The organism is Thiothrix litoralis (assembly GCF_017901135.1).
Lineage (GTDB): Bacteria > Pseudomonadota > Gammaproteobacteria > Thiotrichales > Thiotrichaceae > Thiothrix > Thiothrix litoralis.
In genome coordinates this window covers 692,185-712,396 of the sequence record NZ_CP072801.1, presented here as the reverse complement: position 1 = coordinate 712,396, position 20,212 = coordinate 692,185, and the positions used below count along the sequence as shown (strand labels likewise).

The window sequence follows — 20,212 nt, the reverse complement described above, 5'->3', positions numbered from 1 at the left end:
GTAGGCTTAGCCTGAGGGCTGACAACCCAATTGCGCTGAAATCGCCTGCCCCGCTGCTTTCACCGCATCCACCCAGGCCAGTTGCCGTCGTTCCATCGGCGCGGATACTGACAAGCCTGCCACTGCCCGCCCGGTGCTGTCGTGAATCAGCACGCCGATACAACCCACGCCGATTTCGGCTTCCTCATTATCCAGCGCGTAACCTTGCTGTGAGGCTTCGCGGCATTCATGCAGCAATTGCGGCAAGGTCGACAGCGTATTGCGAGTGTACGCGGGCAAATTGGTGCGTTGCGCATAACTGCGGATGTCGTCTTCGCTGCCCGTCCCCAGCATCAGTTTGCCGACGGCGGTGACGTGTAAGGGCGCACGACTGCCCACCACTTGTTGCACATGCATCATGCGATTAGGAGTGGCTTTTTCGAGGTAAATCACCACGTCGCCCTCGCGCAAGGTCAGGTTGACCGATTCGTTGAGTTGGTCGCGCAAGGCTTCCATGTAAGGCAAAGCCACCGAACGCAAGTCGATCTTGTTGTGCAAACGTACCCCGAGTTGCAGCAAGTGAATCCCCAGCCGGTAACGGCCTGAAGGGTCACGTTCCACAAAGCGATTGTCGATCAGCGAACTAAGAATCCGGTGCGCTGTGGAGGTGTGCAACCCCGTTTCAGCACTGAGGATTTTCAAGTTGACGGGTTCCGGGTAACGGGCGATAGCATCGAGCAACGCGGCGGCGCGGTCGATGACTTGAATACGATTGGTGTCGGTTTCTGATTTCATGGCTGAAGTATAACGTCATTTTCCCACAATGTGAAAACCAATAAAGATAAATACCATATTGTGAATTTACCAATATAAAAACAATCACTTAACGTAAACGACATAGCGAATTCCCGCATTGTGGGATTCATCCTGTATTGCGGTAAAAAAGCATATCCCCTACTGTTGAGGCATACCAATATTTCAGGAGACACGGACATGACAGCACCCAGCACCAACACTAGCAATAACACCCCGGCGTTCTGCGAAGGCATCCTGCATTTCGGAGCAACCGCGCCCGATTTCGCGACCTTAGCCAGCAGCCCGGCGATTGCAGAAGGCCAGTCAGCCATTGCCAGCATCGACGACAAGGCCGTTTTCCAGTGCCGCATGATCGTTGATGCGCTGCGTTACGCGACCTTGCAGCTTTGTGCTTCCAAGGAATCCGGGCATCCGGGCGGTTTCGCCAGTTCTGCCGATGCTTACGCGGCGCTGGTCATGTTGGGGCACACCAACATCGTCACGGAAGTCGGGCATCATGCGCCGGGTTTCTACAGCGCGATGTTCCTCGATGGCTCGTTGGAAGACATGGGCATCAGCACCATGACCGATTTGCAGACCCGTTTCCGCGAACGCGATGGTTTGTTGGGGCATTTGTCCGGCGCGATTCCAGGCTTGTTGGCACCTGCTGGCCCTCTAGGTCAGGGGCAACATTTTGCGATGGCGGGCGCGTACCTCAACCGTGACAAGCTGTTCCCTTGCACTATTGGCGATGGCGGTTTGGGCGAACCGTATATCTTGTCTGCGTTCAAGCACTTCCACACCAGCTACCCGGATGTCACCAACTTCCTGCCGGTACTGGTTTGGAACGGTTTCAGTCAGGAACACCATTCGATGGTGTCGCTGATGGATAATCAGCAAATGACCAACTACTGGACAGCACATGATTTCGGCAATGTTGTGCTGATTGATGCGAAAGAGTTCGACGACGCCGGGCAGAGTGGCGCGTATGTTGATAGCACTCTGTTCAGCGATGCAGCGCGTACTGCCTTCACCCGTGCGATTATGGAAGGTGCGAAAACGGCAGCCGACTCTGCCATGAATGGCACGATGTCCGTGCTCATCATCAAGCAGCTCAAAGGCGCTGGCGTGCATGTTCACGGCGCGAAATCGCACAACCTGTACCCCGGCGACAATCCGCAAAAAGACACCATCGCGGCTGCCTTGCAACGTGGCGCACTCGCCCCGCAAGCGTGGGAACTGGTTCGTACCAATATGCAACGCGCCGGGGGTGGTTCCGCCAGCCGCACGGTTGTCACCGAGTTTGAGCGCAAAGGCGCTGACATCGGCAAGCTGCCCATGCAGGATTTCGCCGTTGGTGAAAAAGCCGTTCCCGCTACCGCGATGGGGAAAATGGTGGCGGAACTCGGCAAGCGTGACCCGTATTTCGTTGTCACCAATGCGGATGGCAACGAAGCTTCCAACATGAAAGTCATCAATGATGTGCTGAAAATCCGTCACCCGACCGAAGACGCGCTCTACAACCAAAGCCCCACCGGGCAAGTTTACGAGCCGCTCAACGAAGACGCTTGCGCCGGGTTCGCCGCAGGTTTGGCGCTGTTCGGCGGGCGTTCGCTGTGGTTGTCGTATGAAAGTTTCGCCATCAACGGCTGGCCGATCATCCAGACCGTCGGGCAAGCAATGGCAGAATTGCGCCGCAAGACTCCGGCAGTTGTCACCATGTTCACCGCAGGCGCGTTGGAGCAAGGCCGTAACGGCTGGACGCACCAACGCCCTGAAATCGAAAACTACATCGGCGGGCAAGTACGCAATGGCAACGTTTACCTGCTGTACCCGGCGGATGCCAATATGATTCAGGCGGCCTACGGTTGGGCAGTTGATCAGGTAAACAAAAACATCAGCATCATTGCCTCCAAGTCGCCACTGACGGTTTACACCACGCCCGCGCAGGCAAAATCAGCGATCGAGCAAGGCGCTGTGACCCTGTATGAATCGCGGGACAGCAGTTGGGAAACCATTGTATTTGCCGTCACCGGCGACATGATTTACCAGCCAGTCTTTGAAGCAAAAGACAAGCTGGAAGCCTCAGGCTACCGGGTACGCATTGTTTGCGTTGCCAACCCGCGCCGCTTGTATCGCCCGTCCGACGTAGCCTGGCAACATGCCTCAGAAGCCGATGGCAAGTTCATGAATGATGCCGATTTCCAGCGCCTGTTTGATGGTGATGCGCTGATCTGCGTCAGCGGTGGCGGCACGATTGCACTGGAGCCAGTCATGTTGCGCAGCCGTGCACCGAGCCGTGACCTGTTCGGCTGGCAACGTGGCGAAACCACCGCCAGCGCCAACGAACTCATGGCCTACAACGGCATTACCGCTGACAAATTGGCAGCGTGTGCGCTGGGCATGGTTGACAGCAATGCAGCGGCAACAAGCGAGGCGGCATGAATACCCAAACCAAAATCATTGCCATCGACGATGACCCAACCGGCTCGCAGACCGTGCATTCGTGCCTGCTGCTGACCCGCTGGGATGTGGCAACACTGCTGGAAGCCTTGCAGGACGCTTCCCCGCTGTTCTTCGTGCTCAGCAATACGCGCGGCATGGATGCGAGTAGTGCCGCAGCGGTCACGCGGGAAATCTGCGTGAACTTGCGCGAAGCGCTGGCGCAAGCGGCGCAACAGGGTACGCACATTCAGCCGGTCGTGGTCAGCCGTTCCGATTCCACCCTGCGCGGGCATTACCCGGTGGAAACCGACGTGATCGCCGAGGAGCTGGGGCCGTTTGATGCGCATTTTCTGGTGCCAGCCTTCTTTGAGGGCGGGCGCGTTACCCGCGACGCTACGCATTACCTGTTGGTGGATGGCGAAGCTGTGCCCGTGCATGAAACCGAGTTTGCCAACGATTCGGTATTCGGTTTCAGCACGGCGTTTTTGCCGGATTACGTGGCGGAAAAGACTGGCGGAAATATTCCGGCAAGCGCAGTCGAACGCTTCAGTCTGGCGGATGTGCGCGGTGACATTGGCGGACGTTTGCAGGCATTGCACGGCAATGCTTGCGGGGTGGTGGATGCGGAACAGCAAGCCGATCTCGACAGTTTTGCCCGGCAGGTGTTAGCGGCGGCGCAGACCGGCAAACGTTTCCTGTTCCGTAGTGCGGCCAGTTTATTGACAGCGTTTGCAGGGTTGCCACCACAACCCGTTGCAGCAGCGGATATGGCGCAGTTTGTGCGTAACGGCAAAGCGGGCGTGGTGTTGATGGGTTCGCACGTCGGCAAGTCGACCTTGCAGTTGCAGTATTTGCTGGAACATTCCGACGTATTGCCGATTCATATCGACCTTGATCGGCTGGTGGCGGATGAAGAAGAGTTGTTTAGCGCGATTCAAGGGCAGTTGCAGGCAGCCAGCCGCAAGAATCGTGGGGTGGTGCTGTATACCAGCCGGGGCGAAAAGCAGTTTGCAACCAAGGCGGAACGGCTGGCGTTTGGTGATCGGGTAGCGGCGTTTTTGGTGCGGTTGACGCAGAACTTGCCGGAGGATATTGGCTTTTTGATCAGCAAAGGCGGGATTACTGCCAACGATACCTTGAGCAAGGGGCTAGCATTGCGTACTGCACGGGTGTTGGGGCAAATTCGTGCCGGGTGTTCGGTGGTGCGTTGCCCGGCGGATCATGCGCGTTTTCCCAATCTGCCGGTGGTGATTTTCCCCGGCAATGTGGGGGGCGATGAGGCGTTAGCAGAAGCTTATTCGATACTGACCAAAGGATAAACCCATTCAAACCAATTACCTTACATTTGCCCTGTTACTATTCCATAGTATGATTCCGGTTTTACCCAATTCAGTAGAGAACTTTGACGCATGACAGTGAAATCCTTCCACCCGCCCGTCCGTACCCTTATGGGGCCTGGTCCTTCCGATGTCAGCCCACGTGTATTGGGCGCGATGGCTCGCCCAACCGTGGGGCATCTTGACCCGGCATTCGTCAATATGATGGATGAAGTGAAGGCGATGCTGCAATACGCTTTCCAGACCAAAAACGAGCTGACGATGGCGGTGTCTGCCCCCGGTTCGGCGGGGATGGAGACTTGTTTCGTCAATCTGGTCGAGCCGGGTGACAAGGTAATCGTTTGCCAAAACGGTGTATTCGGCGGGCGTATGAAGGAAAACGTTGAGCGTTGCGGCGCAACCCCGATCATGGTGATGGATGACTGGGGCAAGCCGGTTGACCCTAACAAGGTTGAAGCCGCGCTGAAGGCCAATCCTGATGCCAAAGTGGTAGCGTTCGTCCACGCGGAAACCTCCACGGGTGCACAATCCGACGCGCAAACGTTGGTCAAGCTGGCGCACGATCACGACTGCCTGACCATTGTGGATGCGGTGACGTCTTTGGCCGGTACGCCACTGAAAATGGATGAGTGGGGAATCGACGCGATCTATTCCGGCACGCAAAAATGCTTGTCGTGCGTCCCCGGCATTTCCCCGGTGAGCTTCGGCGAACGGGCGATTGAACGCATCAAAAACCGCAAAACCACCGTGCAAAGCTGGTTCATGGACATGAATCTGGTCATGGCTTACTGGGGTGGCACGGGTAAACGCGCTTACCACCACACCGCAGCGGTCAACACGCTGTACGCCCTACACGAATCGTTGGTGATGTTGCAGGAAGAAGGTCTGGAAAATTCCTGGGCGCGTCATGCGCGTAACCATCAAGCCCTGAAAGCGGGTATCGAAGCAATGGGCTTGCGTTTCGTGGTGGATGAGCCTTACCGCTTGCCCCAACTGAACTCTGTCACCCTGCCAGAAGGCGTGGATGAAGCGGCGGTACGCACTGCCCTGTTGAACGATTACAGTCTGGAAATCGGCGCAGGCTTGGGCGCATTGGCAGGCAAAATCTGGCGCATCGGCCTGATGGGCTTTGCTAGCAATGAGAAGAACGTGCTGAACTGTTTGGGTGCGCTGGATGCGGTGCTGTCCGGGATGAATGCGCAGATTCATTCGGGCGTGGCAGTTCGTGCGGCGAAACAGGCTTACGCGAAGTAACGTTTAAAGAAACGGTAGTGGGTCAGACTCACTACCGTTAACCGTTTCAGCCAGAAAATTTCACCCGTACCCGCAACTGCCGCAAACTATCCGGCGGCACACTGTCTGGCAACAAAATCAAGGTATGCAACTTTCCCGCCCGAGTCCGCAAATTCAACACACACAACCGTGGCTGCAAGAAACTGCTGTCATCCAACCGCGCGAACACACCCGCTGCCGTCAGGCGCACCAGACAATTATCCACCTGATAAAAGCGCACCTCCTGAACCGCATTGGCGGCAACACGGGAAATATGCAAACGCCAGAAATAGCGCAACGAAAACGCCACCAACAACCACAAAGGGATTTTCCACCCCAGCGCCAAGGCAGGCATCAGCAACACCACGACGGCTGCCAACCCATGCGTCACCACCATGAAAACAGCCAGTTGGCGCGAAGCCACTGGCTGCAAATACAAGGGCGGCTGATTATCCAAAGCGGCTTAGCAGACCAAGGCACGCAACAAGGCACGCGCACTCGCCATGCCAAGCAATAGATTTTCCTCAATCTCTGCCATCGTGATTTCGTCGGTATCTTTGCCTGCCGCCCAGTTTGCCACTACCGCACAACTGGCATAGCACAAGCCTAATTCCCGGGCGAGTGAGGCTTCCGGCATCGCGGTCATCCCCACCAAATCGCAACCGTCACGTTCTAATCGCGCAATTTCTGCCGCTGTTTCCAGCCGGGGGCCTTGGGTAGCTGCGTAAGTACCGCGTGGCACAACATCCAGCTTGGCGCATTCAGCCGCAGCCAGCAAGGCATTGCGCACTTCAGGGCAATACGGCCACGAAAAATCAATGTGAGTAACGTCAGTCAGCCCTTCCTCGAAAAAGGTATGCGCCCGCCCGTAGGTGTAGTCGATAATCTGGTCGGGAATCACCAAGCGGGTGGGTTTCATCTCGGGGGTAATCCCGCCCACGGCGGCCATTGCCACAACTTTTTCCACCCCCAGACTTTTCAGCGCCCACAGGTTCGCGCGGTAATTAACCTTGTGTGGCGGAATATTGTGGGTGTAACCATGCCGCGCCAAAAACGCGATACGCTTGCCCTCAATCATGCCATGCGTCACCGGGCCAGAAGGCTCCCCATAAGGGGTATGCACCACTTCGCGATGGATCACTTCCAGACCCTCGATAGCGGTCAGACCCGTGCCGCCGATCACGGCAAATTCAATTGTCATGTGTTAGAGTCCCTTTGCTGCGTAGATACCGTTGGCGTTGCGCCAGTATTCCTTATAATCCATCCCGAAGCCGAACACATAGCGGTCAACCAGTTCGATGGCAGAAAAATCGCGGTGGATACCTTCCACCCGACGCTCATGCTGCTTGTCTGCCAATACTGCCACGTTGACCGAAGCCGCACCCTGATCCCGACACCAGTGGCTGATTTCGCGCAAGGTATAACCTTCGTCCAGAATATCATCCACCAACAAGATGTGACGACCTGCCAATGACGTGTCTGGTTTGTGTAGCCAAGTAATGGTCTTGCTGCCACTGGTCGCCCCCCGGTAGCGGGTAGCGTGCAAATAATCCTGTTCCAGCGGGAACCCTAGGCGCGTCAGCAAATGCCCGGTCACGATAACGCCCCCGGTCATCACACACAGCACCAACGGGCTTTTGTCCGCAAGTTTTGCGGTAATTTCCGCTGCCATTGTATCCAGCATGGCGCTCACTTCTTCAGGAGAGTGTAACAGGTCAGCCTCTGCCAATACGCGAGCAGCTTGTTCCGATGTGATCATGTGTTCATCCATTGTTCAAACGATGCTGTTATTCTAATCGCAAATCAAGAAATGATCCTGAAAAAAACCGGAAACACGGCCAATGAGTCTTGCATTTCGATGATCAGTATATTATGATTTGCTTATATTAATTAAACCCTTTTTACGCGCTGAAGGGCGCTTTAATTCGCTAGAGGAATATTTCATGAAACTTACAAAAATCGCACTGATGGTTGCTCTGCTGGCTGCTTCCGGCGTTGCTTCTGCTGAATTCTTCGATGGATTCGACAACGGTAGCGGTACAGGTCAAGGCTACGGCTCAGGCCAAGGCAGCACCAGTGGTCAAGGCCAAGGCTACGGCACTGGCGCTGGCGACGTAAACGGCTGGGGTCGTGGTAAAGGCGACGCAGACGGCGAAGTTGATTTCACCATCACTTTCAAAGGCAAAGGCAATACCGCAATGGACTCTGACGTTGCAGGCCAAGGTCGTGGCGATGGCGCTAGCAACCTGCAAGGTAGCGGCTATGGTTACGGCAATGCCTACAACAACCTGTACGGCTACAGCAACACGTCCAAGAATGGCTATGGCAACGGCTATGGCAACAATCCTTGGGCTGGTTACGGTATGCCAAACATGATGCAAGCACCTGCTGCTCAAGGCCAAATGCCAACAGCACCTGCCATGCAAGGTCAGATGCCAATGATGCAACCACAAATGCCTGCTCAAATGATGATGCCTGGCTACTCCATGCCACAAGCGCCTAGCTTTGAACAAGTAATGAAGCAAATGGAAATGCAACGTGCACAAGCGGATGCTTTCTTCAAGAAAGTAGAAGAGCAGCGTCAAGCAATGGCTGCACAACAGCAAAAAGCCGCTGAAGCTGCCAAAGCTGCTGCGCCTGCTGCCACTGCACCTGCTACGACAGCAACTACTCCAGCCGCGCCTGCTGCTGAAGCAACTGCACCTGCTGCTGCAAAATAATCAGATTTAACATCTGAAGAAAAAGGCCGGTCTTAACCGGCCTTTTTTGTGGCCTCCACACATTCACGTACCAGCGCTGGCCCACGGTAAATGAAACCGCTGTAAACCTGCACCAGACTCGCACCCGCTGCCAGTTTTGCCTGCGCATCCGCACCCGACAAAATTCCCCCTACCCCGATAATCGGAATCTGGCTAGCCATGTCAGCACGGAACTGACGGATCACTTCGGTCGAATGCTGCGTCAACGGCTTACCACTCAAACCGCCTTGCTCTTCACCGTGTGGCAAACCTTGCACCGCCGCTTTATCCAGCGTGGTATTGGTCGCAATCAAGCCATCAATCCCTACTGACGAAAACACCTCCGCCATGTCACGGATTTCCGCCTCATTCAGATCGGGCGCAACCTTGATCGCCACCGGCACGTAACGCCCGTGTTCCTGCGCCAGTTTTGCCTGTTCTTCACGCAGCGTCACCAGCAAACGCTTCAGCTCATCGCCGTATTGCAAGCTGCGTAAACCGGGCGTATTCGGGGAAGAAATATTGATGGTGACGTAATGCGCGTGAGGGTAAGCCTTACGCAAGCCGATCAGGTAATCATCCGCAGCATTTTCCACCGCCGTATCAAAGTTCTTGCCGATGTTAATCCCAAGAATGCCTTGATACCGCGCCTTGCTGACCTGTTCCAGCAGGTAATCAATCCCGTGGTTGTTGAAACCCATGCGGTTGATAATGGCCTGTGCTTCGGGAAGCCGGAACAAACGCGGCTTGGGGTTGCCCGGTTGCGGGCGTGGTGTAACTGTGCCGATTTCGACAAAACCAAAACCCAAGGCTCCCAGCGCATCCATGTAGTCGCCGTTCTTGTCCAGCCCTGCCGCCAGACCAATCGGATTGGGGAACTCAATGCCCATCACCGTCACAGCGTTGCCCGGCAAAGCCACCGGTTTACCCAACAGGCCGGTTTTACCCGCCAATTTCAGGGAATCGAGCGCAAGGTGGTGGGAGGTTTCGGTGGGAAGGAGAAATAACAGGTCGCGTAGGAGCTTGTACACAAAAAATCCCCGATTCAGGATGAAACCGGGGATTATAAAGGTTTAGCGAGCGTTTTCCAGCGCAGCAATACGATCTTCCAGCGGTGGGTGGGTCATGAAGATCTTGCGCAGACCTGTTCCCAAACCGCCCGCGATACCAAACGCCGCCATTTCACCGGGTAAATCCTGCGTAGCATGGCCTTGCTGTAAACGCTTCAGCGCATTGATCATCTTCTGGCGGCCTGCCAAATCAGCACCGGCAATGTCAGCTTTGAATTCGCGGTAACGTGAGAACCACATCACAATTGCGGTCGCGGCAAAACTCAGGAAAATTTCAGCGACGATCGAACCGATGTAATAACCCCAACCTACCCCGCTGCTTTCATCATTGCTACTACGGAAGAAGTTATCAACCACCAAGCCAATCAGACGCGCAAAGATAATGACGAAGGTATTCAACACACCCTGCAATAAGGTTTGCGTCACCATGTCACCGTTGGCAACGTGCCCGATTTCATGACCCAAAACCGCTTCCACTTCATCCGCCGTCATATGGTCGAGCAAGCCTTGGCTGACGGCAACCAGTGCATTGTTACGGCTCGCACCTGTGGCAAACGCATTCGGGTCAGGGGAATGGAAAATACCCACTTCAGGCATACCGATGCCGGATTTTTCAGCCTGTCGGCGCACGGTTTCCACCAACCAACGCTCTTGCGCGGTCTGCGGGTTTTCAATGATTTGCACGCCCATGCTGCGCTTCGCCATCCATTTGGACATCAGTAAGCTCACGAAGGAGCCGCCGAAACCGAAAATGACCGCCATGGTCAGAATGCCGCCCATGCTGCCAGCACTCATATTAATACCAAACAATTTGCCGATGATGCTCATCGACACAAACAACACTGCCATAACCGCAAAGTTGGTCATCGCCAGTAAAATAATTCGCATCATGTCTATCAACCTCTGTGTTAGGTGTTATGCCGTGAATAGTAGGTTAGCTGCACCGGGATTCAAGTTATCCCTACTAATTGCTGCTGATCTCCAGACCAGTGACATTTTGGTAACCTTTTGGTAACAATTTACCGCGTTTGGCGCGTTCACTGCGGTATTCATCCAGTTCATGACCCTTGATGGTTTTGAATTGCTTGCCTGCATGGATCATCAAGCTACCCGCTTGCGGCAGAATCGCAGCAAACACCAAGGACTCATCGGCAACATCCAAGCCACCTTTTTTCAGGCTGATCAACTTGTTGCCCTTGCCCTTGGAAAGCTGCGGCACCTCCGCCAAGCCGATCACCAGCACGTAACCAGACGATGACACCAGCACCAGCGCGTCGGTGGCAATATTCGACACCTGCAACGGTGGCAAAATATCCACGCCCTCGCCAGTGGTCAAGGTCACCTTGCCCGCTTTGACGCGGCTTTGCATATCGCCGAGAGTGCAGAGGAAACCGTAACCTTCGCCCGAATACAGCAAATAAGCATCGCTATCCTTCCCCATTAGCGCGTACTGGAATTTCGCGCCAGCAGGTGGTGAGAGTTTGCCGGTCAGCGGTTCGCCTTGCCCGCGTGCCGATGGCAGCCCATTAGCTGGTAGCGAATAAGTGCGCCCACTGCTGTCGAGCAGCACCACTTGCTGACTGGAACGCCCGCGTACCGAAGTGAGGAATTCATCGCCCTGCTTGTAGCTGAGTGAAGTCGGGTCAATGTCGTGGCCTTTGGCGGAACGTATCCAGCCCATTTTCGAGACCACCACGGTGACAGGCTCGGAAGGCGTCAGCGCAGTTTCATCCAGCACTTGCGCGGCGGCACGTTCTTTGAGCGGCGAACGGCGCTCGTCACCGTAGAGCTTGGCGTCTTCCTTGAGTTCCTTGCGGATCAGGCTGGTGAGCTTGGTGTCGGAACCGAGCAGGGAGAGCAGGTGTTCGCGCTCTTTTTCCAGCTCATCCAGTTCGCCCCGGATTTTCATTTCTTCCAGCCGTGCCAATTGGCGCAGCTTGGTGTCGAGAATGTAATCGGCCTGAATCTCAGTGAGGTCGAAACGTTGCATCAGCACCGCTTTCGGCTCGTCCTCGGTGCGGATAATGTGGATCACTTCGTCGATATTGAGGAAAGCGGTGAGCAAACCTGCCAACAGGTGCAGACGTTTTTCCACTTTATCGAGACGCCATTGCAGGCGGCGAGTCACAGTCTGGCGGCGGAAACTCAGCCATTCGTTGAGGATAGTGAGCAAGCCCTTGACCCGTGGCCGCCCATCCGTGCCGATCATGTTCATATTGACGCGGTAGCTGCGTTCCAGATCGGTACTGGCGAACAGGTGCGACATCAGCATGTCGACATCGACACGGTTGGAACGCGGCACGATCACCAGACGCACCGGCTGTTCGTGGTCGGATTCGTCGCGCAAGTCTTCCACCAGCGGGAGCTTTTTCGCCTGCATTTGCGCGGCAATCTGTTCGAGAATCTTGCTACCGGACACCTGATACGGCAAGGCGGTGATGATAATGTCGCCGTCTTCGACCTCATACCGCGCCCGCATCCTGTAGCTGCCATTGCCCTTTTCGTAGAGGCTGAGGAAATCTGCCGCCGGGGTGATGATTTCCGCTTCGGTGGGCAAATCGGGCGCGGGGATGTAGCGGCACACATCCGTCAGCGTAGCGTTGGGGTGATCGAGCAGGTGGATGCAGGCATTCACCACTTCGCGCAGGTTGTGCGGTGGAATGTCGGTGGCCATGCCGACCGCAATGCCGCTGCCGCCGTTGAGCAGGATATTGGGCAAACGCGCAGGCAGGATAGTCGGTTCTTCCAACGTGCCGTCGAAATTGGGTTGCCAGCTCGCCGTGCCCTGCCCCAGCTCTTGCAGCAACACTTTGGCGTAAGGCGTGAGGCGCGATTCAGTGTAACGCATCGCCGCGAACGATTTCGGGTCATCCTGCGAACCCCAGTTGCCCTGCCCATCCACCAGCGGGTAACGGTAGGAAAACGGTTGCGCCATCAGCACCATCGCTTCGTAACAAGCCGAATCGCCGTGCGGGTGGAATTTACCCAGCACGTCACCGACGGTACGTGCCGATTTCTTGTGCTTGGACGCGGCGGTCAGGCCGAGTTCCGACATCGCATAGACGATACGACGCTGTACGGGCTTGAGGCCATCGCCAAGGTGCGGCAGTGCGCGGTCGAGGATGACATACATGGAATAGTCGAGGTACGCCTTTTCGGTGTATTCTTGGAGCGGGAGGGTTTCGATGCCTTCGTAATTCATGGGGGTCTCTTATTTTTTGCCTTCGGCTAATTTTTATGGCAATAGCAGGTTTTCAAACGGCTGGTGATTCTTCCAGCGGTAGGTATTGAAATCGCGCTGATCGGTGGAGAGTATACGTCCATGACCCAGCGCTTCCGCCAGTAACACCATTGAAGCATCCGCCAAATCCATTGGCAGGTCGGCGTATTTCTGCATCAGGGTTTCCATTTTCACAATCTGACCTGTTGATATATCCGCTATATCTACCATGTCATGACGGAGCATTTGCAGGAAAATCATCTGGCTTTCCACACTGACATCACGCCCCAACAGGTAGCAAGCTTCCGTCATAACCGGCCAGGTTGTCAGCAACGGTTCCCTGCACGCAGCCATGAAAGCCACTGCCCGGTCATGATGCTTATCGCGCTTGTTAATCAGGGCAAGCCAGAACCCCGTATCAGTCAAGACCATGTTTTTCCTTCAGACCTTTGTAAAGGTATTCCTTGTAGTTAGAGGAAAGGTCTTCTGGCCCGTCGCCTATACCCGCCAGCATCTTCAGGATACGTTGGTTTTTTTCCCATGCTGCTTGCTCATTCGCCTGAAGCTTGCGGGCGAAGTATTCATCCAACGCTTCTTTGAGGATGTCGGTACGGTTTTTGTGCTCCTGCTGCTGGACGAGCAGGAATTTGCTTTCGTAGCTGTCTTCCAGCCTTGCGTTGATTCTCATGGGGACATACTCCGCGTATGACAGGTCATACTGGCATATTACAGAGGATGGGAAGAGGGAACAAGGCTTGGGGGAAAACCCACCCCAACCTCTAGAGAACAAATTGGGTACAGCACGGCGGGGCAACCCACGCCGAACCGGGAATTGGTATCACATGACGGCGACGGGGTAAGAACCCAGCACCCGTACCACTTCCGCTTCTTGCCGTAGCGCTTCCAGCGCCCCACCAATCGCGGCGTCTTGCTCATGCCCACGTACATCCAGAAAGAACGAATATTCCCAGTTAGTGGTACGCGACGGGCGCGATTCGATGCGGGTCATATCCACGCCGTTTTCAGCCAGCGGTTTCAGCAAGTGATACAAGGAACCGGGGCGATTACGGGTGGATACCAGCAGCGAGGTACGGTCATTACCACTCGGTGACACCACCTGATCACCGATGACCAAAAAGCGCGTGGTATTGTTAGGGTTATCTTCGATGCTGTCCTGCATGATCTGCAAGCCGTAAATCGGCGCGGCCTGACGGCTACCAATCGCCGCTGCGGTATCATCCAGCGAGGCCAGACGCGCCGCTTCGGCATTACTGCTTACCGGAATGCGTTCGGCTTGTGGCAAGTTTTTATCCAGCCAATAGCGGCATTGCGCCAGCGATTGTGCGTGCGAATACACTTTTTGCACACTCTGCCAGTTTGCGTGGCGGCACATCAGGTTTTGATGGATGCGCAGGGAAATTTCCCCGCAAATCCGCAAGCCCGATTGCATGAACATATCCAGCGTATGCGTGATCACGCCTTCGGTCGAATTCTCGATGGGCACAACCCCGTAACGCACCCTGCCCGCTTCCACTTCACGGAACACCTGCGGGATAGAATCGACAGGTTGGGTAGCAACATTCAGCCCGAAGTGCTTGAAAGTAGCCTCTTGTGTGAAAGTGCCTTCTGGCCCCAGATACGCAATGCGCATGGATTCTTCCAACGCCAGACACGAGGCAATGATTTCGCGAAACAGGTGCGTAATTTGCTCATGGCGTAAGGGGCCTTGATTCAGCGACTGCATCCGCGTGAGAATTTGCGCCTCGCGTTCCGGGCGGTAAAACTTCGCCTTCGGGTCTTCCGCCAATTTGGTGTGCGCTACTTCTTCAGCACAGCGGGCGCGTTCATTCAACAACGCCAGCATCTGGGTGTCGAGCGCATCAATACGTTCACGCAAGGCAGCAAGCCTTTCACTCATAATAACCTTACCTTCAAAACGCCGGGAATAGCCGCCAAGGCTACCCGTGTATTTTCATTCACCACTGAATCCACATCCATCAGCGTATAAGCCATATTGCCTTTGGAATCGTTCATCATGTGGGCGATATTCACGCCAGCCTGCCCCAGAATATGGGAGATTTTACCCAGCATATCCGGGTTATTCTGGTTGACCAATGCAATACGCGCTAGCCCAGTGCGGCGCAGTTTTACATTCGGCAAGTTGACGGAATTGCAGATATTACCGTTTTCGAGGTAATCACGCACCTGATCAACCACCATGATGGCACAATTTTCCTCCGCCTCACGGGTGGAAGCCCCCAAATGCGGCAGTGTCATCACGCGCGGATTGGTACGCAGCGCATTGCTGGGAAAATCGCACACATAAGCATACACCTTGCCACTTTCCAGCCCAGCCAGCACCGCGCTGTCATCGAGGATGCCGTTACGCGCAAAATTGAGCAGCACCACGCCATCCTTGAGGTTTTTCAGGCTGTCAGCATTGATCAGGTGGCGGGTGCTCTCAATCAGCGGTACGTGGAAGGTGATGAAATCGGACTGTGCCAGCAATGTATCCAGATTCGGCGCAGCTTCCACGTCAGAATCGAGCTGCCAGGCACGTTCGATGGTAATGGTTGGGTCGTAGCCAATAACATTCATGCCCAGATGACGGGCAGCATTGGCAATTTTTACACCAATCGCACCAAGGCCGATGACACCGAGTGTCCTGCCCGGCAGTTCAAAGCCACCGAAGTGTTTTTTGCCTGCTTCGACCGCGACGCTCATTTCAGCATCCGTGCCTTGCAAACCGCGCACAAAATCCATTGCGGGGCCAATATTGCGGCAGCCCATCAGCATCCCGGCGATAACCAGTTCCTTGACGGCATTGGCATTCGCCCCCGGTGCGTTGAAAACCACCACGCCACGCTCAGACAAAGCTTGCACGGGAACATTGTTCGTGCCCGAACCCGCGCGGCCTACGGCTAGCAGATTGTCCGTAAACGGGTAATCGTGGAGTTTGAAAGAACGCAGCAACATGGCATCGGCAGCAGCGGCGTTATCGGAAACAGCGTAGTGGTCGGCGGGGAAACGGTTCAAGCCTTTGGAAGAAATGGCATTGAGGGTTTGAATATTGTACATGGTGGTATCCTTTCCTGTGGTGGAGGACTGCCGGACTAAAGTCCGACATTTTGATCAGGTTGCGCGGCAAACCCCGTCCTTCAGGTCGGGGAGGATAGCGCGGGTGGCGAAGCCGCCCGATGTTCGGTAGTTTTGTCGGATAATCCGCGCAGTTTAACGCAGAATACCCACTCAAGCCGCTCTTTTTTAGCTACACTCCGAAGATGCAACGACGCCAAGCCTTCAAATACGAACTTATGCCCAATGGTGAGACGCAGCGTCATCTGCGCCGTTATGCGGGTTCGTGTCGCTTCGTGTACAACAGGGCGTTAGCGTTGCAGCAAGCCAACCATGAAGCGGGTGAAAAATTCATCGGTTACGTCGCAATGGCCAAGCACCTGACAGCATGGCGCAAAGGCAGCGGTGACAGTTTCCGTTACCCCGACCCCAAACAAATCAAGCTCGACCCAGGCAATAGCCGAATTTTTCTGCCAAAACTCGGCTGGATACGCTACCGCAATAGCCGCGATGTGTTGGGAGAACTACGCAATGTCACGGTTTCCAGCAAAGGCGGCCAATGGTTTGTCAGCATCCAAACCCAGCGCGAAGTGGAATTGCCAGCCACACCCGCGACCACTGCTATCGGTATTGACCTTGGTATAGCGCGTTTTGCGACGCTCTCCGATGGCACATGGATGGAATCGCGTAACAGCTTCAAGAACAAACAAGCGAAACTCGCCAAATACCAACGGCGCATGGCGCACAAACAAAAGTTCAGCAACAACTGGAAAAAAGCGAAAGCCAACGTCCAAAAAATTCACACGCAAATCGCCAACGCCAGCCGCGATTTCCTGCACAAGGCGACGACCACGCTCAGCCAAAACCACGCGCTCGTGTTCATCGAAGATTTGCAGGTACGGAATATGTCTAGGTCAGCGGCTGGTACAGTAGAAAACCCCGGCAAGAAGGTTTCCCAAAAGTCCGGCTTAAATAAAGCCATTCTCGACCAAGGCTGGGGTGAATTTCGACGGCAACTGGATTATAAAATGGCATGGAAGGGCGGCATGTTGTTCGCTGTGCCGCCGCATTATACCAGTCAAGAGTGCCCAGAATGTCATCATGTAGCGGCGGATAATCGTCAGACGCAAGCACGGTTTGTGTGCGTGAAATGCCACTATGAAAATCATGCCGATCATGTCGGCGCGATCAATGTTTTAGAGCGGGGATACCGCTTGTTAGCCTGTGGAGATGCGGCCTTAAGCCGCTCGATGAAGCAGGAACCCACCGAAGTCAGTCAGCTATCTAGTGTCTGACCGGAAACCCTAAAACCCTTTTCCGATCAAGATGCTACGCCCGTTTTCCTTGCCCTAAGATTTCCCGGAAGCAGGCCAGAAAGCTGCAAAAGCGCCCAAAATAGGGCAAAATAGGGCATCCATCCGCCAAACTTCGCAGGAGACACACGATGCGTGAAGTGATCGCCCGCCAACTTCGCCTGGGTCACGCTGACATCGGCAGGCTGACCTTCAACCCACGTTCGCGGGACGACATCCCGCAGGTGTTGCAAGGGCTGCAATACATTTATGTGACAGACGAACTGCGTGAGGCGGTGTTTGCGGTGCTGGAAAAGCGGGTTCCGGCGGAGGTGGACGCCAGCCGTGGACGCCCCGGCATGGATCTGTGGAATGCGCTGGTGCTGGCGACATTGCGGGTGAACCTGAACTGGGACTATGACCGGCTGCTGGAGATGGCGAACCAGCACCGCAGCATCCGTCAGATGCTGGGGCATGGTTTCTGGGATGATGACGATGAGTACAAGCTGCAAACGGTCAAGGACAACGCCGCTCTGGTGGACGAAGCCAGCCTGCAACGCATCAACCAGTTGGTGGTGGAGGCCGGTCACAAGCTGCTAAAAAAAAGCCGCGCCGCTGAGCGCCCGTTGTGACTCCTTCGTGGTGGAAAGCAACATCCACTACCCGACCGACATCAACCTGTTGTACGACGCGGTGCGTTGTTCGGTGCGCACGGTGGCCGATTGGTGTGAAGGGCACGGCGACAGCCGCTGGCGGCAATGGCAGTACAATCTCCGCCAGGTGAAGAAAGCCTGCCGTCATGCGCAGAAGCTCAAGCACTCCAGCTCCCAAGACCCGGACAAGCAGGCCACCCGGCAACAGGCCATCCGTGACGCCCACCACACCTACCTGGGCCTGTGCGCCGCGCTGTTGTCGAAAGTGGAGGAAACGGTGGCTGACCTGCCCCTCAGCCTGCTGGACAGCCGGTCGGGCAACGACCTCCAGCGCTGGCTGGGGTACGGGTGGCATCAGGTTGACCTGGTGCGGCGGCGGGTGCTGGACGGGGAAACCATCCCCCACGGCGACAAGATCTTCTCCCTCTTCGAGGATTACAGCGAATGGCTCAGCAAGGGCAAAGCCGGTGTGCCGGTGGAGCTGGGCCTGAACGTGTGCGTGATGGAATCGGCTGACGGCTTCATCCTCCACCACCAAGTGATGCAACACTGCCCCGACAGTGAGATTGCCGTGACCATGGTTAAGCAAGCCAAAGCGCTGTTCCCCTCCCTGAGCGCGTGCAGCTTTGACAAGGGGTTCCACTCACCGGCAGACCAGCGCGAACTGGCCGAACTGCTCGACCGGGTGGTGTTGCCGAAAAAGGCCGCTGGAGCCAGGCGGACACTGCCCGTGAAACCGACCCGGCGTTTGTCCAGGCCAGACGCCAGCACTCAGCGGTGGAATCCGGCATCAACGCACTGGAAGTCCATGGGCTGGACTATTGCCCCGACCGGGGGCTGGAACGCTTCAAGCGCTATGTGGCACTGGCGGTGGTGGGCAGGAACCTGCAAAAGGTCGGGGCCATTTTACAGGCCAGGGCGTTGGAGGCCTTGCAGAAGGATGAACGCCGACGACAGCGCCAAGCCGCCTGAACCACCCCACAACGCCGACCGATGAGGGAAAATGCCGGGAAGGCAGGGCAGCCCCTGCACCGAAGGCAAGCCTGCGCTGCCAGCCATGCCTTGAAACCCAGCGTTTTACCCTCGTGCTTGCCAGAAGGTGGCGGGGAAAACGGCTGCATGGACTAAAATTGGGCACTCGTGGCGGCAGGAAGGCTTTTTCGGTCAGACACTATCTAGCTGAATGCAGTAGGAATCCCCTTCCTTTAGGGAGGGGAGGATGTCAATTCTTTGAAGTATTAACGAGTTACCCGTTCTTCTTCGCAAAGTCTTGCATGAAGCTAACCAGCGTATCCACGCCTGCTTCCGGCATGGCGTTGTAGATGCTGGCACGCATCCCGCCGACCGAACGATGGCCTTTAAGGGTCGTCAGGCCGTGTTGCGCCGCTTCGCTGAGGAAGGACTTATCCAGTTCCGCATTGGCAAGCGTAAACGGCACGTTCATCCACGAACGGCAGTCAGCCGCAACCGGGCTATTGTAGAAACCGCCTGAAGTTCCGATCGCCGCGTAGAGCTTTTGCGCCTTGCGCTCGTTGAGGGTTGCCATGCCTGCCAAGCCACCTTGCTGCTTAATCCACTTGAACACCAGACCTGCCAGATACCAGCCATAGGTTGCCGGGGTGTTGTACATGGATTCATTGTCAGCGTGGATTTTGTAATCGAACATGGTCGGCGTACCGGGCAGGGTTTCGCCAATCAGATCGTCACGCACAATCACAATGGTCAGACCCGCCGGGCCAATGTTTTTCTGCGCACCCGCGTAGATCAGGCCGAATTTGCTGACATCCAGCGGACGCGAAAGGATGGTGGAAGACATATCCGCCACCAATGGCACATCACCCGTTTCAGGCACCCACGCGAATTCCACCCCACGGATGGTTTCATTCGGGGTGTAGTGCAGGTAGGCCGCATTCGCATCGCACGTCCAGCTATCAAACGCCGGAACGCTGGTGTAATTGCCCGCTTTGGTAGAAGCGACCACGTTGACATTGCCGTAACGCTTGGCTTCCTTGATGGCCTTGGCTGACCAGTCGCCAGTATCCACGTAATCCGCAGTGCCTTTGCCACGCAGCAGGTTTTGCGGAATCATCGCAAACTGGCTGCTCGCGCCGCCTTGTAAAAACAGCACTTTGTAATTGACGGGAATACCCATGATTTCACGCAAATCCGCTTCGGCTTCGGCAGCGATGGACATGTATTCCTTGCCACGGTGACTCATCTCCATCACCGACATGCCACTCCCGTTCCAGTCCAGCATTTCCGCTTGGGCCTGTTCAAGGACAGATTGGGGCAACATGGCAGGGCCTGCGCTGAAATTGAATACTCTTTTCATAAGT

Annotated in this window: 17 protein-coding genes and 1 pseudogene; 6 read left to right on the top strand and 12 right to left on the bottom strand. The window is 55.6% G+C overall.

Annotation, left to right across the window (positions count from 1 at the left end; genetic code table 11):
- Positions 1 to 6: 6 nt before the first annotated feature.
- Positions 7 to 774 carry an IclR family transcriptional regulator gene (locus J9253_RS03400; RefSeq protein WP_210223307.1) on the bottom strand — a complete coding sequence of 256 codons (768 nt, stop codon included), beginning with the start codon at positions 772 to 774 and terminating at the stop codon, positions 7 to 9.
- Positions 775 to 972: 198 nt separating this feature from the next.
- Between J9253_RS03400 and J9253_RS03395 the strand changes: the two genes are divergently transcribed.
- The 3 genes from J9253_RS03395 to J9253_RS03385 all read left to right on the top strand — a co-directional run bounded on the left by J9253_RS03395 (position 973) and on the right by J9253_RS03385 (position 5,810).
- Entirely contained in the window at positions 973 to 3,219 is a 2,247-nt protein-coding gene (locus J9253_RS03395) for a phosphoketolase family protein (RefSeq protein ID WP_210223306.1), read from the top strand.
- A complete protein-coding gene (locus J9253_RS03390; RefSeq protein WP_210223305.1) occupies positions 3,216 to 4,538 on the top strand; it encodes a four-carbon acid sugar kinase family protein in 1,323 nt (440 codons plus the stop codon). The genes J9253_RS03395 and J9253_RS03390 overlap by 4 nt, the downstream gene beginning before the upstream one ends.
- 90 nt (positions 4,539 to 4,628) lie before the next feature.
- Complete coding sequence (locus tag J9253_RS03385) at positions 4,629 to 5,810, top strand: pyridoxal-phosphate-dependent aminotransferase family protein (RefSeq protein ID WP_210223304.1); 1,182 nt, start codon at positions 4,629 to 4,631, stop codon at positions 5,808 to 5,810.
- Between the two features lie 46 nt (positions 5,811 to 5,856).
- Here J9253_RS03385 and J9253_RS03380 read toward each other — a convergent pair whose 3' ends face one another.
- The 3 genes from J9253_RS03380 to J9253_RS03370 are packed head-to-tail and all read right to left on the bottom strand — an operon-like array spanning position 5,857 to position 7,587.
- Positions 5,857 to 6,285 carry a protein YgfX gene (locus J9253_RS03380; RefSeq protein WP_210223303.1) on the bottom strand — a complete coding sequence of 143 codons (429 nt, stop codon included), beginning with the start codon at positions 6,283 to 6,285 and terminating at the stop codon, positions 5,857 to 5,859.
- A 6-nt stretch (positions 6,286 to 6,291) separates the two neighbouring features.
- Positions 6,292 to 7,029, bottom strand: coding sequence for an S-methyl-5'-thioinosine phosphorylase (locus tag J9253_RS03375; protein WP_210223302.1), 738 nt, complete (start codon positions 7,027 to 7,029; stop codon positions 6,292 to 6,294).
- Positions 7,030 to 7,032: 3 nt separating this feature from the next.
- The gene (locus J9253_RS03370; protein WP_228291496.1) at positions 7,033 to 7,587 is read right to left on the bottom strand and encodes a hypoxanthine-guanine phosphoribosyltransferase; all 555 of its coding nucleotides are present in this window, start codon (positions 7,585 to 7,587) and stop codon (positions 7,033 to 7,035) included.
- A gap of 184 nt (positions 7,588 to 7,771) precedes the next feature.
- On the opposite strand from J9253_RS03370, the gene J9253_RS03365 reads away from it, so the two are divergent.
- Positions 7,772 to 8,548 carry a hypothetical protein gene (locus J9253_RS03365; protein ID WP_210223300.1) on the top strand — a complete coding sequence of 259 codons (777 nt, stop codon included), beginning with the start codon at positions 7,772 to 7,774 and terminating at the stop codon, positions 8,546 to 8,548.
- Positions 8,549 to 8,580: 32 nt separating this feature from the next.
- Here J9253_RS03365 and J9253_RS03360 read toward each other — a convergent pair whose 3' ends face one another.
- From J9253_RS03360 to J9253_RS03330, 7 genes are all read right to left on the bottom strand, one after another.
- Entirely contained in the window at positions 8,581 to 9,597 is a 1,017-nt protein-coding gene (locus tag J9253_RS03360; protein WP_210223299.1) for a quinone-dependent dihydroorotate dehydrogenase, read from the bottom strand.
- Positions 9,598 to 9,639: 42 nt separating this feature from the next.
- Complete coding sequence (htpX, locus tag J9253_RS03355; protein ID WP_210223298.1) at positions 9,640 to 10,527, bottom strand: protease HtpX; 888 nt, start codon at positions 10,525 to 10,527, stop codon at positions 9,640 to 9,642.
- A 73-nt stretch (positions 10,528 to 10,600) separates the two neighbouring features.
- The gene (gene parC, locus J9253_RS03350) at positions 10,601 to 12,838 is read right to left on the bottom strand and encodes a DNA topoisomerase IV subunit A (protein ID WP_210223297.1); all 2,238 of its coding nucleotides are present in this window, start codon (positions 12,836 to 12,838) and stop codon (positions 10,601 to 10,603) included.
- 33 nt (positions 12,839 to 12,871) lie between these two features.
- Complete coding sequence (locus tag J9253_RS03345) at positions 12,872 to 13,288, bottom strand: type II toxin-antitoxin system VapC family toxin (RefSeq protein ID WP_210223296.1); 417 nt, start codon at positions 13,286 to 13,288, stop codon at positions 12,872 to 12,874.
- On the bottom strand, positions 13,275 to 13,544 hold the full coding sequence (locus J9253_RS03340; protein WP_210223295.1) for a hypothetical protein: 270 nt from the start codon (positions 13,542 to 13,544) through the stop codon (positions 13,275 to 13,277). Before J9253_RS03340 ends, J9253_RS03345 begins: the two co-directional genes overlap by 14 nt.
- A gap of 150 nt (positions 13,545 to 13,694) precedes the next feature.
- A complete protein-coding gene (pheA, locus tag J9253_RS03335; RefSeq protein ID WP_210223294.1) occupies positions 13,695 to 14,774 on the bottom strand; it encodes a prephenate dehydratase in 1,080 nt (359 codons plus the stop codon).
- Complete coding sequence (locus J9253_RS03330; RefSeq protein WP_210223293.1) at positions 14,771 to 15,934, bottom strand: phosphoglycerate dehydrogenase; 1,164 nt, start codon at positions 15,932 to 15,934, stop codon at positions 14,771 to 14,773. Before J9253_RS03330 ends, pheA begins: the two co-directional genes overlap by 4 nt.
- 203 nt (positions 15,935 to 16,137) lie before the next feature.
- Between J9253_RS03330 and J9253_RS03325 the strand changes: the two genes are divergently transcribed.
- The gene (locus tag J9253_RS03325) at positions 16,138 to 17,226 is read left to right on the top strand and encodes an RNA-guided endonuclease InsQ/TnpB family protein (RefSeq protein WP_210223292.1); all 1,089 of its coding nucleotides are present in this window, start codon (positions 16,138 to 16,140) and stop codon (positions 17,224 to 17,226) included.
- 149 nt (positions 17,227 to 17,375) lie between these two features.
- Positions 17,376 to 18,848 (top strand): annotated as a pseudogene (locus tag J9253_RS03320) (ISNCY family transposase).
- A 274-nt stretch (positions 18,849 to 19,122) separates the two neighbouring features.
- Here J9253_RS03320 and serC read toward each other — a convergent pair.
- Complete coding sequence (serC, locus tag J9253_RS03315) at positions 19,123 to 20,208, bottom strand: 3-phosphoserine/phosphohydroxythreonine transaminase (protein WP_210223291.1); 1,086 nt, start codon at positions 20,206 to 20,208, stop codon at positions 19,123 to 19,125.
- Positions 20,209 to 20,212 lie beyond the last annotated feature (4 nt).

Bases quoted from the DNA above. Each gene is read 5' to 3' on its own strand.
- J9253_RS03400 (WP_210223307.1), bottom strand. From the start codon at position 774: ATGAAATCAGAAACCGACACCAATCGTATTCAAGTCATCGACCGCGCC.
- J9253_RS03395 (WP_210223306.1), top strand. From the start codon at position 973: ATGACAGCACCCAGCACCAACACTAGCAATAACACCCCGGCGTTCTGC.
- J9253_RS03390 (WP_210223305.1), top strand. From the start codon at position 3,216: ATGAATACCCAAACCAAAATCATTGCCATCGACGATGACCCAACCGGC.
- J9253_RS03385 (WP_210223304.1), top strand. From the start codon at position 4,629: ATGACAGTGAAATCCTTCCACCCGCCCGTCCGTACCCTTATGGGGCCT.
- J9253_RS03375 (WP_210223302.1), bottom strand. From the start codon at position 7,029: ATGACAATTGAATTTGCCGTGATCGGCGGCACGGGTCTGACCGCTATC.
- J9253_RS03370 (WP_228291496.1), bottom strand. From the start codon at position 7,587: ATGATCACATCGGAACAAGCTGCTCGCGTATTGGCAGAGGCTGACCTG.
- J9253_RS03365 (WP_210223300.1), top strand. From the start codon at position 7,772: ATGAAACTTACAAAAATCGCACTGATGGTTGCTCTGCTGGCTGCTTCC.
- htpX (WP_210223298.1), bottom strand. From the start codon at position 10,527: ATGATGCGAATTATTTTACTGGCGATGACCAACTTTGCGGTTATGGCA.
- parC (WP_210223297.1), bottom strand. From the start codon at position 12,838: ATGAATTACGAAGGCATCGAAACCCTCCCGCTCCAAGAATACACCGAA.
- J9253_RS03345 (WP_210223296.1), bottom strand. From the start codon at position 13,288: ATGGTCTTGACTGATACGGGGTTCTGGCTTGCCCTGATTAACAAGCGC.
- J9253_RS03340 (WP_210223295.1), bottom strand. From the start codon at position 13,544: ATGAGAATCAACGCAAGGCTGGAAGACAGCTACGAAAGCAAATTCCTG.
- pheA (WP_210223294.1), bottom strand. From the start codon at position 14,774: ATGAGTGAAAGGCTTGCTGCCTTGCGTGAACGTATTGATGCGCTCGAC.
- J9253_RS03330 (WP_210223293.1), bottom strand. From the start codon at position 15,934: ATGTACAATATTCAAACCCTCAATGCCATTTCTTCCAAAGGCTTGAAC.
- J9253_RS03325 (WP_210223292.1), top strand. From the start codon at position 16,138: ATGCAACGACGCCAAGCCTTCAAATACGAACTTATGCCCAATGGTGAG.
- serC (WP_210223291.1), bottom strand. From the start codon at position 20,208: ATGAAAAGAGTATTCAATTTCAGCGCAGGCCCTGCCATGTTGCCCCAA.